Source organism: Chloroflexota bacterium (genome assembly GCA_016197225.1).
In the GTDB taxonomy this organism is placed as follows: Bacteria; Chloroflexota; Anaerolineae; order Anaerolineales; family VGOW01; genus VGOW01.
Genome location: JACPWC010000083.1, coordinates 1 through 13,860 on the forward strand (window position 1 = coordinate 1; position 13,860 = coordinate 13,860).

Sequence of the window (13,860 nt, forward strand, 5' to 3'; positions counted from 1 at the left end):
ATACGCCTCAGCAAATACGGGCAACAGCGCCTCAAACTCCTTCACGGTCAGACTGGTCATCGCCAGAAATTGGCGCGGATTATCTTTCAATGTAGTGTAAGTAAGCATAGCCCTATTATCGCTTATTTCCAATAATGTCTATTCTGAATCCGGCGCGGGCAAGTCGTCACTCTTGCAAGCGGGCATCTCGCCCCGCCTGATCGGGACCGGGCATCTGCCGCTCTTTCTGCGCCCGTACAATACCAACCCCGCTTACGCCGTCAAACGCGCCTTCATCCCCGACCTGAGCCAAACCCCCCGGCTGGCGACCGCACCCCTGCGCGAGTTCCTCCGGCAAGTGAGTGAGGTGCTGGGGCCACAGACGGCGCTCTATATCATCCTCGATCAGGCTGAAGAACTGTTTACCCAACTGGGGGCCGAGGGCCGGGCCGAATTCGTGACCGAACTGGCCGACTGCGTGAGCGACGAGTCCTTGCCGGTGCGCTGGTTGCTCTCCATGCGCACCGAGTTCTTCGGCAATCTGGCCAACTTCCGCCCGCAGATTCAAGACCCTTTCGCCAACGATTATCGCCTCAACCGCCTCAACCGGGCCGAAGCCGGCGAAGTCATCACCGAACCGGCCAAGCGGCGCAGCATCGCATTTGAAGACGGGCTGGTGGAACAACTGCTCGACGACCTGAGCGCCGGCGCCGACGAATTGCCCCCACCGCAGATTCAGTTGGTGTGCTCCGGGCTGTACGACAACCTGCCGGACGGGAAGACGAGCATCACTCGCGCGCAATACGACGCGGCCGGCGGCGCGACCGGCATCCTGCGCGAACACCTGGCCCGCGTGTTAGGCCGTGACCTCAAGCCCGCCCAACGCCCCATCGCCCAACGCCTCTTCGAAGCGCTCATCACCGCCGAGGGCCGCCGCGCCGTACGGAGGCAGTCTGAGTTAATCGCCGACTTCAAAGCCAGTCAACTCAAAGACCTCCCGCCCGAAACGGTGCAGGCGGTGCTCAATCAACTCGTGGACAGCCGCCTCTTACGCGCCCAAGAACAGGAAGCCGACCCGACCCAAGCAGAGCCGGCGTACGAACTGGCCTCGGGCCTCTCGCCCGAAATGACCGCGGCGCTGACGTACGAACTGGCCCATGATTACCTGCTCGACCAGATCAAACTTGACCCGGAGGCCCAGGCCCGCAAAGCGGCGCAGGAGTTGTTGGAACAGGAAACGCGCACCTACGAGCGGTATAAGACTCTGCTATCGCCGGAACGGTTGGCGGTGATTGCGCCGCATCGCGCCGCCCTACGCCTGACTCCCCTGGCCGAAGAACTGCTGGCCAAGAGCGAGGCCGAAGTGCAACGCGAGCAACGCGAAGAAGAAGCGCGGCGGCAGAAGGAACTCGAGGACGCACAGAAATTGGCTGAGAGCGCCTTGGCCCGCGCCCGCGCCGAACGTCGGGGGCGGTTGGTGACGATCGGAATGTTGGTCGTTGCGATCGTTCTCGTTGTTGTGCTCAGCTACAATCCAATTCGAAATGCGATTTTACGCCAACAAGCAATGGGGCCTGCGTTAATTTCCATATCCGAATCAGAGGTAATTCTGGGAGATTCTAGATACGTAAACGATGATCCTTCATACCTTCCCAGACAAAAATATCGGGTTGAAGCCTTCGAAATCGAACCATACGAAGTAACAAATGACCGCTATTTGCTTTGTGTAAAATCAGGCAATTGCTCACTTCCTATTGCTCCATCATCAAGTTATAGTGGGGATGCAAATACTAAATTGCCGGTTGTAAATATTACAGCAGTCCAAGCCAGCCAATTTTGTGAATGGCTCGGACGACGACTACCAAGCGATTTGCAGTGGGAACGAGCAGCGCGTTTTACCGATGAACGGATATGGCCCTGGGGCAATTTAACTCCATCAGTTGAGCAAGCCAATTTCTATTATGAAGAAGATCCAATTCTTCAACCCATCGGGCGATACGAAAGTGGTAAATCGCCAGAGGGAATATATGATCTGGCCGGCAATGTTTGGGAATGGACTCGATCTGCTTATTTTCCAGGTCAACCAGATCTGGATTTGAACTCCACAACCCAACCAGATGTGGTAAGCGCAAGAGGGGGCGGTTACGATGCCAGTTATGACTCTATGAAAAATACTATCGCATTTCGTATTGCCGGTACGCCATTTGCTCCTAATGGAGGGATTGGCTTCCGATGTATTTCAAAATAGGCTTGTAAAATAGCCCTAGCCGCAAGGAGAATATATGAACACTGAACAATTGAAGTTCAACGAGATCAAGTCTGGCCGACATACTGCCTATGGTGTGTTGACGGATGATGATGGCAACACCTTCAGTATTGAAGTCAAAGGCACAAACAAAGCGGCTGTGGAAGATTTTGTCAAATACGAACTGAGGCAGGCAAATCAGGGCGTAGGTATTACAACAGAGTTCAACCCAGTAGAAGAACAAGCTGAAACAGATGTGCCAACAAACGACGAGTTACACGAGCAGACATCTTGGCGCGGCATCAGCGTAAAGATTAAACTATTAGAACTTAAAAATAAAATCGATAAGCCCAATGTAATTCGCTTTACTATTGATCCGCCTATTAAAGATGGAAAAAGCATGGATTTCCCCGTAGATCTCCAAGAAAAGGCAGATGTCGTATGCACTGTAGCTACAGGCAAAGTTAGCGTAGAGTTGTTTGAATTCACCGACTCTCTTAAAACAACATCAACTCTGCGCGAAACCAAAATAGCCAGTCCGGGAAAGCCTGCAACATTCCATGTCCATCAATCAAAAACAGAAGGCACATCTGACTGGAACATTAGAGTCTTGGGAGAACTTTCTTCCACTTTTACATTGACGCTTGATCTCAAAGTAACATAAAACACGCAATAAAATTAATCCCTGATAACAGCACTAACTGTGGGTCGTATATTGAACCTTTACGGGATACGCGGGGATATCCACCACGGGTATTTACGCGACTTTCCCCGTCTGCGCGTCAAATTCGCCTAACGAAGAATACCGCCTCACCTGTCCGCAGTGGCCGTTAGAGCCAGAAACCACAGCTACGCCATAAAGTAAAAACGGCTCTTCGGGCTTTGCCGGGATTGCCAGGTGTCACCCCGAGCAAAGCGTGGGGTCTCTGGGCCAAACGTAGAGATTCCTCGCTTCGCTCGGAATGACATTGCCGTCTTTCCCGTTAAAACCGGGAGAGCCGTAAAAACTCGGAGGGCTTTGCGAAGCATATCTCCGAGTTCTAAATCTAAGCTCTGCCCATTTGAAAAGGTGGTGTGGGCTTGATAAATCTGCCAGGAGAACGACGATGAATATTTCACAGAGTAATATCTCTCAAGGCGGCGTCACCCTCGGCGCGGGCGACGAGGTGGGGCGCGACAAGATCGTCAACAACATCCAGAACATTATCCAGCGCGCGCTGACGGCGGCATGAGCAAGTAAATTTGTCCCTCTTGGAAAATGGAACTTATGTTCTATAATTCAGACTCCCACAAAACCGTGGGAGTCTGTTTTTCTGGAGGGTCACATGCCCAAGCCACGAACCCGGTCGGGTGAGCCAAGACGGCCACCCCAACCGGACGACACTAAATCAAAACTCAGGCCAAAAGCCAAATCTCGCAAACGCTCGCGCAACTTACGGTTCGATGCCACCGTGCAAGACGAGCATCTGCGCCTTCAAGTCACCGCGCCCACCAGGTGGATTTATCTTGTGGTGACTCTCCTCGGCTGCGCATTCTTGGCGGCAGTATCCTTGCTCTTTCCTGAGTGGTGGCCGGCAATCCAAACGGCAATTGCCTTGACGACGAAATTGCTGGCGGCGTGGAAATAGCCCTTATTTTTTTGGCTCGTCCTCAGTCAGGCTCTTGATAGCCGCTTCGTCTTTCTCCAGGTTGCGACGGCGGAGGATCAGGCTGAGGATGAACAGCACCGGCAGGACGGTGAAGACGATATAACCGGCCAGCATGTAGCCGGAAGTATCAGGGGGTTCGAGGAGGGTTGAAAGCAACACGACGGTTTACCTTTTGGGCCTGGAGACACCAAGTGTCTGCTTCGCAAAGACACTTGGTGTCTCCAGGCCGTATCTACGCAGACATCATTTTCGCTTTGAGTTGTTCCACGCGCTCGGCAAAGTTCGCCAGGCGCAGGCGATGCCAGAGCAGGGTGAAGTACAGCACGGTGAACGAAAACAAACTAAAGAAGAACGTTTGCAACATGGCCGGCGTCAGCGGGCCGCCGGAGCCTTGCGCGTCGGGGTTGTTGGGGCCGAAGAGCACCGGGTGGATCGAGCGCGCCAACTGGATGGCAAAGTAGGTGATGGGCACGCTGACGAAGCCGACGATACCGTACACGGCGGCGAATCGGGCGCGGCGGCCCGGATCTTCAATACCCTGCCGCAACATGAGATAGGCAAAGTAGACCAGCAACAGAATCGTGAACGTGGTCAAGCGCGGGTCCCACGTCCACCAGGTGTTCCAGGCAGGCCGCCCCCACAACATGCCGCTGAAGAGCGTCATCAGCGCAAACGTCACGCCAATCTCCACTGATGAGTAGCCGACGCGATCCCACTTATCGTCGCCGGTTCGCAAATAGGCAATGCCTGCCAACAGGGTGACGAAGAACGCCAGCCCGCCCACCCAGGCTGACGGGACGTGAAAGTAGAAGATGCGTTGCACTTCGCCCATGGTGGCTTCCTGCGGCGCATAAAGGAACACCAGGCCAAGCGCGATCAGCATCAACCCGGCAGTGACGACGGTCAGGATTTGTAGATTTCGAGGCGCAGATACAGACATAGTCAATCTCCTTGTCAAAGTTTATTTGTTCAACTTCGTCATTCCTCTACCAGATAATCAAACACCATGAAAGCTACGGCGATAAAAATTGTGTCGTAGACCAGCAACAAGTTGAACCAGGGAGCAACGTCCCCCCACTCCGCCGCCAGCAAGATCCCGGTGCTGGCCTTGACGGCGGCGATCACCACCGGGATCGTCACCGGAAACAGCAGGATGGGCAACATTACGTCGCGGGCGCGGGTGTGAACGGCCATGGAGGCCAACAGCGTGCCGACCCCGGCATAGCCGGCCGTGCCCAGCAGAACCACGACGAGCAACATGGGCTTGAAAAGCAAAATGCCGTACAACACGCTGAACACCGGCATTACGATGGCTTCGACCAGAAGCATGAAGAGGGCGGCCCCGATCATTTTGCCAAAGTAAATGGCCGTGCGATCAATTGGCGCAAGCAGAAGGCCGTCGAACGAGCCGCGATCCATTTCGGCGGCGAAGGTGCGGTTGAGGCCGAGCGTTCCGGCGAAGATAAACGTCACCCACAACACACCGGCGGCTACATTCTCGCGGGCGGCCCGGTCCAGTTCCAGGGCAAAGTTAAAGATCAACACCACCAGCAGAGAGAAGATCAACATGGCGCTGACCAGCTCTTTGCTTCGCGCTTCGGCGGCCACGTCTTTGCGGACGATGGCGAAGATGGCTTTGAGATAAGCCGCAAAGCGTGAGGTTCCCGGTCTGGCGGCGGTCGTGGGTTCGACCTGCTTCCACGGTTGATCAGCCATTGGTTAAAGTCTCGTAAGCTCGCGCAAATTCCAGCGGCGTCAACCCGGCGGTCGGTTCGTTGTAGACGATCTTGCCCCGCGAGAGGACGGCCACCCGGTCGGCCAGAGCCAGGGCGTGAGGCAGGTCGTGCGAGATCATCAGCACCGTCCGGCCCTGGGCGGCCACGCTCTTGAGAATGCCGTCCAGCATGGCGCTGGCGTCCTGGTCGAGGCCAGTGTGCGGCTCGTCGAAGAGCATGATCTGGGGCGCGTGCAAAATGGCCCGGCCAATTGCCAGCCGCTGGGCCATGCCGCGCGAGAAGGTGCGCACCAGATCATGCCGCCGTTTGCTCAAGCCCACCTGCGCCAGAACTTCATCAACACGTTTTGGCAAATTGGGCACGGCGTAAACATCGCCGTAGAAGCGCAGGTTTTCGGCGGCGGTGAGGTCGCCGTAAAGCAGGGGGTGATGTGAGACCACGCCGAGCAGGCGGCGGGCGTCGTCGGCCTGGGCCGGAATCTCAAAACCGTTAAGGCGCACCCGGCCAAAGGTGGGGCGGGCCAGCGAAGCTACGATCCGAAGGAGGGTCGTCTTGCCCGCGCCGTTCGGCCCCACCAGCGCCAGAAACTCGCCGGGCTGGATCGTCAATTCCACGCCGCGCAGGACGGGCTTGAGGCCGAAGGTTTTGACGAGGGCGTGGATTTCGATCATGACGGCGTGAACAGTGAAACGACAAACGTCAAACGACAATTGACTTGACGTTTTTCGTTTGACGTTTGACTACTTCTTCTCTTTTTCCACCAGCCGCTTCAATTCCGCTTTCAGCTTCTCGCGCTTGGCGTGGTGCTCGGCCTCGGAATATTCGCCGGCTTCAAAGCCGTCGTCGAGTTCGGCCAGTTCGTCGAGCAACTCGTCGTAAGTCTGGCCCGAGGGCGGCGCGGCCTGGGTAGGTTTGACGTTGCTCCCGCCGCGCTGAATCCACCAGTAGGCAATGACGGCCACGGACAGCGCCAGCGACAGGCCGCCGATGAGGACGGTGCGAACGTCGAAGGCCGGGGCAACCGTCGAGGCGGATGTTGAACCACCGGAGGTGGTTGCTGCCAACGACGGCTTCCCCTCGAGCGAAAAAGCAATGTTGTCTCCGGCGGCCATCGCCTCAACGGTGAAGGAGTGATAGTTCGCGCCCTGCACGTCACGCAAACCTTCGTCGCGCAAGCCGGCGCCGGTCAGCGTCACCCCGTTGTCGGGCAACAACACGCTGACGGCTGAGGTGGGATAGGAAATTTTTTGAGCAAAGCTCAAGGCGTCGGCGTAAGGCAGTGAGAAGGAAACGAGAATCTGTTGCGCGCCGGCGCCGGGGCGAACCGGCAAGGTATCGGCGAAACCGTCGGCGGTTTGTTGATAACGACCGCCGATAACGTCATCTTGAAACGAAAGCTCGGCGAACCCGGCTGGCAGGGCGGCGCTGAAGGTGGGGCCGTCTTCCGAGACGGGGGCGAGCGTTTTGTCGCCGTTGTTGTTGATGATGAACAGTTCGCCAATCTGAACCTTGTCTTCTTTGAAGTCGAAGATGACGTGCATGCGTTCGACCGAGAGGACAGACGAGTCGGTGGTGGACTCGAAGACCTGCACCGGCAAGTCGTAGACGGTTTGGCCGGCCTTCACCTGGGCAACATCCGAGGTGTAAAGCACGTCGCCGTAACGGGCGCTGACGATGAGGGCGCGATCCGGCGCCAGTTCAACATCGGCAAACTCAAACGCGCCGTCGCTCTGGACGGTCGTGGTGATTGTGCTCGTCTCCTGAAAACTATCGAAGAGATGCAAGACCACCGCTTGATCGGCGGGCGTGTTTGCGCCGGTAGTGCCGTTGCTGATCGTGCCGGTCACAGTTCCGGTGGAAGCTGGAGCCGCCGCCACTTCGGCGAAGTCATAGGAAAACGCCCGCGCGTAATCCGCGGCGGCCCAACGTTCGTCTTCGCTCAGCGAGTCGGCAAATTTGTGCTCGCCGTTAATGCCGTCAGTCAGCGCCAGAAAAAAGTCGTTGTTGGACTTGGCGGCCATGAAGACTTGATCACTAAAACTGGAAATGTTGCCACTCGCTCGCTGGCCGGGGCCGTCACCCGCGCCGCTGTCGCCGTGACAGTCGGCGCAGTTGGCTTCATACACCGCCTGGCCCAACTCGGCGTCCGCCTGCCCGCTCAGGCTGTAGAGGTAAGCCACCAGACTCCAGCGTTGCGACTCGCTGAGCGAGCCGCCCCAGGGCGGCATGACGCGCTCGAGGTTGCCGTTGGTGATGACACTGTACCAGCGAAAGGGAGTCGTGGCGCGGGCCAGGTCGGGAACGTTGAAGGCCGGAACCGGAAATTGAATCTGGCTCACCAGTTCGCCGTCGCCGCCGCCGGTGAGGCCGTGACAGCGGGTGCAGTTTTGCGAGTAGAGCGTTGCGCCCTCGGCGGCAGACGGCATGGAGGCCGGGTAGCCGGGGCCGAGATCGAAGACCGGGGCGGCGCTGGGGCCGGCATCTGACAAGCCCGTGTCTTCAAAGCCGGGCGGCGGAGTCACGTCTCCGGCCAGCGAACAGGCGGCGAGGAGCATTGCCGCAGAAAGCACAAAGAATATCGTTTTGAGGTTGATCAAAAAAAATTGGGAGAAGCGACTCATGTCGACTCCGGGGTCAGAGCCAGGCTCGCGCCGCACCGGGCGCAGAACTTGTCGCCGGGTTGAGCCGCCGCGCCGCAGTGAGAGCAGAATTTTGCCAATCGGCCATTGTCATTGAGGTCGCGGCCCGGCGCGGGGGCGGCCTCGGTTTCAACATTTGCCTCAGCCGGAATAGTTTTCATCTTGCGCCGGGCGGCAACGGCTTTTTCGATCTCGTCGTCTACATGGCCAGCGGAAGCCGGCGTAGCTTTGCGCCTGCGGCGGGCGGCGACGGCTTTTTCAATCGCGTCGTCAAAATCATCGGAGGCGGGCGCAGGGCTTTCATTTTTGCCGATGGCAGAAAGCGCGCGCAACACTTCGACGCCTTTGGCCACCAGCCGGGCGCGCTGGGTTGCGTAATCGTCATGGCTCACTTTGCCGGTTTCGTGATCGAAATCCAGATCGCGCAATTCGATCAGCACGGCCTCGCGCTGGGTGAGCAAATTGTCGGCGGGCGAGTCAGAGCCGTCGGCGACGCCCACGCGCTCCAGCAGTGGCCGGGCCACGAACGCGGCGACGAGCAGGAAGAGGGCGACGGAAATGAGAATTGAACCAATGTCCATAGAAGAATTCACAATTCACAAGGCACAATTCACAAATTGAGCACTGTGAATTGTGCCTTGAGCATTACTTGAGAAGCGGGTCAACGATAGCGGCCAACTTGGCCTGCGTCGTTTCGCCGATGATGGTTTGGACGAGCTTGCCGTTCTGATCAATGACGTAAGTCTCAGGCACACCCTTGATGCGGAAGGCTTGCGAGATTCGAGTGCCGAGGTCGGGGCCGTTGGTGTAAGTGATGTTGAACTTCGCCATGTAGGCCCGGGCTTCGGTTTCGGTATCCACGTAATCCACGCCGAGCATGACCACGTCACGATCTTTGTAAGCCCGGTGGAAGGCCTCCAGTTCCGCCGCCTCTTTTTCGCAGGGCTTGCACCACGAAGCCCAGAAGTTGACGACGACCACCTTGCCGCGCAGGGACGAGAGCGGAATGGTTTCGCCGTCGAACGTGGTTAGGGTGAAATCGGGCGCGCCGCTGCTGGATACTGGGCCGAGGGTGCGGCGGTACAACTGCAAGGCCACCATCACCAGCAACGCCAACAATACGATCCAGGCAACAATCTGGCCGAGGCGACGCTGAAGAGTGACAGGCGAATTCGGGGCGGCAGGAGATTCAGGGGCAACGGCCTGTGCATTGTTCATTGTCTCATTGTTCATTGTCGTTCATCGCCGTTTGGCGAGTTCCTTTTCCAGTTGGGCCGCCAGGTCGTCGTCGGCGGGTTCGGGCGCAGAGGCCGGGGCCGGACGGTGGGCGTTCACCGATTGCAGGTAACGGGCCAGGAAGAATGCGCCCACTAGCAAGGCCAGCGGCGGCAAAACCCAGATCAAAATGTTGAGGCCGTTGGTCGAAGGCTGGGCCAGGACGCGCTCGCCGTATTGTTGGACGAAGTAATCTTTGATTTGCTGTTCCGTCCAGCCCGCGGCCAGCTTTTCACGGATGGTGGCCCGCCACTGGGTGCAGGCCTGGGTGGGACACACGTCGAGCGGGGTGTTCTCGCACACCGGGCAGTAAAGCTGTTTGGCCACGGCGTTCACATCATCGTCGGTCGGGCCGTCGTTTTGGGCAAAGGCCGGAACAGTGAAAAGTAAATAGTAAGCAGTAAGCAGTAAGCAGTAAAAACTGATGACTGGTAACTGATAACTTGACAACCGGTTCTTCGTCATCAGTCAGCTCCTACCGAACGGGTTGCGACGCCAGCCGGCGCGGACACATAACGTTTCTCTTCGGCGGCGTCGGGCCAGGCGGCCACCAGCGTACCGATGATGAAAATGATTCCGCCCCACCACACCAGGTTGATGAGTGGATTCACGTAAATCTTGAAGGTGGCGCTGTTGGACGAGATCGGTTGCCAGTCCACCAGCAGAACGTAAAAATCTTCGCCGAGGGTGGAGCGCACGCCGGGGATGGTCATGGGCTGGCCGCTGTCGAGGAAGAAGTCGCGGCGCGGGTGCAGAACGCCGACCGGTGAGCCGCCGGCGTCAAAGACGCTGACGGTGGCGCGAGTGACTTCACGGCGGTCGTCGGTGTTGAATTGAGCCACCGAATCAAATTTCATGGTGAAGCCGCCGAGCGAGAGCGTCTCGCCGCGATTGAGGGTGGCCTGCGTTTCCTGCTGGAACATGTAGGAGCCGACGACGCCAAAGGCCATGACGACCACTCCAAGATGGATCACATAGCCGCCGTAACGTCGGCGGTTACGGGCGGCGAGGTTGATCAGGGCCAGGGCCGGGTTTTCCCCCAGCCGCATCCTGGCCCGAACCCCGCGCGCAAATTCGGAGAGGGTGGTGAGGCCGACGAATGTGGCGATGCCGTAGCCGAGCAACGCCCCAAATGACCGCGCGCCCAGCAGATAAAAGGCGACGAGGGCGACGAGGGTGAGGACCGCCGGAATCCACATCAGCCGCCCCAACGATCTGGCCGACGCTTTGCGCCAGGCCACCAGCGGGGCAACGCCCATGAGCAGAACAATGGCTGCCAGCAAGGGGCCGTTCACCTGATTATAAAAGGGCGGCCCCACCGTGACTTTTTGTCCGGTGACAAGTTCCGAGATGATGGGAAACAGAGTCCCCCACAACGTGGCAAAGGCCACGCCCAGGAAGAGCAGGTTGTTGAGCAGGAAGGCGGCTTCGCGCGAGAGCAAACTGTCGAGTTGGGTTTCGCTCTTGAGCGAGTCCCAACGGTGGAAAAGCAAGCCCATCGAGATCGCAAACGTGATGCCGATGAAAGCGAAGAACAGCGGGCCGATGGCGCTTTGAGCAAAGGCGTGAACCGACGAGAGCACGCCGGAGCGGGTGAGGAACGTGCCGAGGATGACGAGCGAGTAAGTGGAAATGATCAGAATCATGTTCCACACTTTGAGCATGCCGCGCTTCTCTTGAATCATCACTGAGTGCAGGAAGGCGGTGCCGGTGAGCCAGGGCAGGAGGGCGGCGTTCTCAACCGGGTCCCAGCCCCAGTAGCCGCCCCAGCCCAGCACATCATAAGCCCAGCGCCCACCCAGGATGAGGCCGAGCGAGAGGAAGAGCCAGGCCACGAGAGTCCAGCGGCGGGTGGTGCGAATCCATTCGTCGTCGGTGCGGCCCGTGGCCAGAGCGGCGATGGCGAAGGCGTAGGGAATGATAAAGCTGACGAAGCCCAGGTAGAGCATGGGCGGGTGAATGATCATGCCAGGATGGCGTAGAAGCGGGTTGAGGCCGTTGCCGTCGAGCGGCGTGAAGAGCGACGAGTTGGCCGGTTGAAGCAGGGCCGGGCCAATCTCGCCAGTGATCTCGTTTTGCCACAAGCGTTGAAATGGATTCTCAACAAAAAGGCTGAGGCTGAGGAAAAACGCCAGGGTGATCATCGAGGCCGCGATCACATAAGGCATCATCGAGCGATCCCGGTCCCACCGCCTCAACATGGCGGCGCTGGTGAAGGCCGACATGAGCCACGACCAGAACAGCAGGCTCCCGGCCTGCCCGCCCCACAGCGCCGTCACTTTGAGATACCAGGGCATGGCTCGCGAGGAGACATGCGTCACGTATTCAACATCGTACTGGCCCTTCACCAGCATAATAATGATCGAAAGCGCGGCAAGGGTAATGAGCGGCCAGGTGAGCATGGCCGCATTGCGGGCGCTTTCGACCCAGGCGGTGGCTTTGCGCGGCGCGGCGATCAGCGCCACTACTGCGCCGTAGATGGCGCACAGAAACGCAAGAAAGAGCGAGGCGAGGCCGAGGGTGAGAGTCATGGGAGTTATGAAAGATGAATTACCCTAGCACTTGCCCGCTAGGGCAGGTGTGAAGGATGAAATACAGGCTCGGCTTTCATCCTTCTGCCCTCATCCTTCATCCTTTGCTAAGGTGCGGCTTGAGATGGCACGGCGCCCTCGTAACGAGTCGGGCACTTCATCAACAGCGTGTCGGCGTGAAAGAGGCCGTTCTCGTCAACGTGCCCGTCCATGATCGCCTGGGCCTCGCCCTTCATCAGGTCGGGCTTCACCCCGTTGTAAATCACGTCCATGCGGGCGGCGTTGGGATCGTTGACGGCGGCGTTGAGCACGGCGGCCAGACCGCCCTGTGCGTCAATCTCTTTTTGGTCGGCGGGCACGCTGGCGACGGTAAACCGCAGTTCAAGCTTCTGAGCGTCGTATTGAATGCTTTCGGCAACCACCGCGCCCGACACCCGCACATCCTGGCTCACCAGAGATGAACCGCGATCCTTTAACTCTTGAATTGTCAGGAAATACTGGGCCGTGCTTTGAGTGCTGGTGGCGATCAAATAAACAATCGCCGCCACAATCAGCAACCCGCCGATGAGAAACTTGGCGCGCCCGCCCTTCTTGACGACCGGCGTCACGCCCGAAGAAACTGCTGTTTGAGCCATAATTGTGAAAACCTCCTGCTAACAATGCGTAGCATACTTTTCTAGTCGGATTTAGGCAGTAACAATCATCACTGACGCACAGTGATGGATGCCCCACCTTGAAATTCTAGCACATTGAAGCGACGTAAACGAGAAGAGATTAATAGCGGCCAGCCGGAAAAGAGTGTTTTTTGTAACGACTGACCTATGATAAATCACACTAATAAACTCCGACAAGGCCGGTAAGCTTCTTTTGACAAGGTTTGGCCGCCAATGCAACGGGGGAACAACTCGTTGCCCTATTTTTTATCAGAAGTAACTAGTTACTTGTCATGAGCGCCCCAGTTTTGATTCCGTCAATTCCCTTTGCCAAAAGTTCCGTCAGGCTTTTGAGAAGCCTGGCATTGTTTAGTTCACTTAAAGACGATGAACTGGATGACTTGGTTACGCGCGATCGCAACCTTCTCAAAACCCTGCCCGGCGGTTTCGTCGCCATTCTCAGCCCGCAGGCATTAAAAGAACTGGCCGAGTCCTGAACGGCGGACGCATGACGCAAATCATTTACAATGCGAGATAATTCCTTTACTGGGAGAAAAAGCTATGAAACTTCCGCTAATCGTGGGCATTGTGGCGCTCGTCATCGTCGCCGGCACGCTGATGTACGTCTCCGACTTCACCGTGTATCTCGGCAACGACCCGACCGCCTGCAACAACTGCCACGTCATGGACGCCGCCTACGAGGGCTGGTATCACGGCGGCCACAAGCTGTGGGCCGAGTGCAACGACTGTCACACGCCTCACGATTTGATTCCAAAATACTTTGTCAAGGCCCGTTCTGGCTTCAACCACGTCAGCGCCTTCACCCTGGGCGAAATCCCCAACGCTATCCGGGCCAAAGAGTCTTCCAGAGAAATCATTCAAGCGAACTGCATCCGCTGTCATGCCGAAACCGTGTCTAACATCGCCGACGGCCAGATGGACGCCGAACGTTACTGTTTTGAGTGTCACCGCGACGTGGCGCATGGCGAGCGCGGCAGATCGATCTTACCTTACTCACCTTACGCAAAAACAGCGTAAACTTGGCGGATGAAGAATGAAAAATTGCTTGATTTATACAGCGACTATCTGATTAGCGCCTTCGGGCAGACAACCGCCACCGGTTTATCGGCCTTACTGAACGGCGAAATCAGCC

The 13,860-nt window shown here is 57.6% G+C and carries 15 protein-coding genes; 5 read left to right on the forward strand and 10 right to left on the reverse strand.

Annotated elements, in window-relative coordinates; genetic code table 11:
* Positions 1-337 precede the first annotated feature (337 nt).
* The 3 genes from HYZ49_14955 (at position 338) to HYZ49_14965 (ending at position 3,852) form a co-directional block, all read left to right on the forward strand.
* Complete coding sequence (locus HYZ49_14955; GenBank protein ID MBI3243580.1) at positions 338-2,227, forward strand: SUMF1/EgtB/PvdO family nonheme iron enzyme; 1,890 nt, start codon at positions 338-340, stop codon at positions 2,225-2,227.
* A gap of 34 nt (positions 2,228-2,261) precedes the next feature.
* Positions 2,262-2,888, forward strand: coding sequence for a hypothetical protein (locus tag HYZ49_14960; protein MBI3243581.1), 627 nt, complete (start codon positions 2,262-2,264; stop codon positions 2,886-2,888).
* A 661-nt stretch (positions 2,889-3,549) separates the two neighbouring features.
* Positions 3,550-3,852, forward strand: a complete 303-nt coding sequence (locus HYZ49_14965; GenBank protein ID MBI3243582.1) for a hypothetical protein — start codon at positions 3,550-3,552, stop codon at positions 3,850-3,852.
* Between the two features lie 3 nt (positions 3,853-3,855).
* Here HYZ49_14965 and HYZ49_14970 read toward each other — a convergent pair whose 3' ends face one another.
* From HYZ49_14970 to HYZ49_15015, 10 genes are all read right to left on the reverse strand, one after another.
* Positions 3,856-4,032 carry a hypothetical protein gene (locus HYZ49_14970; GenBank protein ID MBI3243583.1) on the reverse strand — a complete coding sequence of 59 codons (177 nt, stop codon included), beginning with the start codon at positions 4,030-4,032 and terminating at the stop codon, positions 3,856-3,858.
* Between the two features lie 73 nt (positions 4,033-4,105).
* Entirely contained in the window at positions 4,106-4,813 is a 708-nt protein-coding gene (gene ccsA, locus HYZ49_14975; GenBank protein ID MBI3243584.1) for a cytochrome c biogenesis protein CcsA, read from the reverse strand.
* Positions 4,814-4,851: 38 nt separating this feature from the next.
* Entirely contained in the window at positions 4,852-5,589 is a 738-nt protein-coding gene (locus HYZ49_14980; GenBank protein MBI3243585.1) for a heme exporter protein CcmB, read from the reverse strand.
* The gene (gene ccmA / locus HYZ49_14985; protein MBI3243586.1) at positions 5,582-6,280 is read right to left on the reverse strand and encodes a heme ABC exporter ATP-binding protein CcmA; all 699 of its coding nucleotides are present in this window, start codon (positions 6,278-6,280) and stop codon (positions 5,582-5,584) included. The genes HYZ49_14980 and ccmA overlap by 8 nt, the downstream gene beginning before the upstream one ends.
* A gap of 69 nt (positions 6,281-6,349) precedes the next feature.
* A complete protein-coding gene (locus HYZ49_14990; GenBank protein ID MBI3243587.1) occupies positions 6,350-8,230 on the reverse strand; it encodes a cytochrome c in 1,881 nt (626 codons plus the stop codon).
* Positions 8,227-8,829 carry a zinc ribbon domain-containing protein gene (locus HYZ49_14995; protein MBI3243588.1) on the reverse strand — a complete coding sequence of 201 codons (603 nt, stop codon included), beginning with the start codon at positions 8,827-8,829 and terminating at the stop codon, positions 8,227-8,229. The genes HYZ49_14990 and HYZ49_14995 overlap by 4 nt, the downstream gene beginning before the upstream one ends.
* Before the next feature lie 64 nt (positions 8,830-8,893).
* Positions 8,894-9,481, reverse strand: a complete 588-nt coding sequence (locus HYZ49_15000) for a TlpA family protein disulfide reductase (protein ID MBI3243589.1) — start codon at positions 9,479-9,481, stop codon at positions 8,894-8,896.
* Between the two features lie 6 nt (positions 9,482-9,487).
* Positions 9,488-9,988: a cytochrome c-type biogenesis protein CcmH gene (locus tag HYZ49_15005; protein ID MBI3243590.1), complete on the reverse strand. Its 501-nt coding sequence runs from the start codon at positions 9,986-9,988 to the stop codon at positions 9,488-9,490.
* A complete protein-coding gene (locus tag HYZ49_15010; protein MBI3243591.1) occupies positions 9,988-12,054 on the reverse strand; it encodes a heme lyase CcmF/NrfE family subunit in 2,067 nt (688 codons plus the stop codon). The genes HYZ49_15005 and HYZ49_15010 overlap by 1 nt, the downstream gene beginning before the upstream one ends.
* Positions 12,055-12,161: 107 nt before the next feature.
* The gene (locus HYZ49_15015) at positions 12,162-12,689 is read right to left on the reverse strand and encodes a cytochrome c maturation protein CcmE (protein MBI3243592.1); all 528 of its coding nucleotides are present in this window, start codon (positions 12,687-12,689) and stop codon (positions 12,162-12,164) included.
* A gap of 326 nt (positions 12,690-13,015) precedes the next feature.
* Between HYZ49_15015 and HYZ49_15020 the strand changes: the two genes are divergently transcribed.
* Together HYZ49_15020 and nrfH are read left to right on the forward strand one after the other, a co-directional pair.
* Positions 13,016-13,204, forward strand: a complete 189-nt coding sequence (locus HYZ49_15020; GenBank protein ID MBI3243593.1) for a hypothetical protein — start codon at positions 13,016-13,018, stop codon at positions 13,202-13,204.
* A 64-nt stretch (positions 13,205-13,268) separates the two neighbouring features.
* The gene (gene nrfH, locus HYZ49_15025) at positions 13,269-13,745 is read left to right on the forward strand and encodes a cytochrome c nitrite reductase small subunit (GenBank protein MBI3243594.1); all 477 of its coding nucleotides are present in this window, start codon (positions 13,269-13,271) and stop codon (positions 13,743-13,745) included.
* Positions 13,746-13,860: the final 115 nt, after the last annotated feature.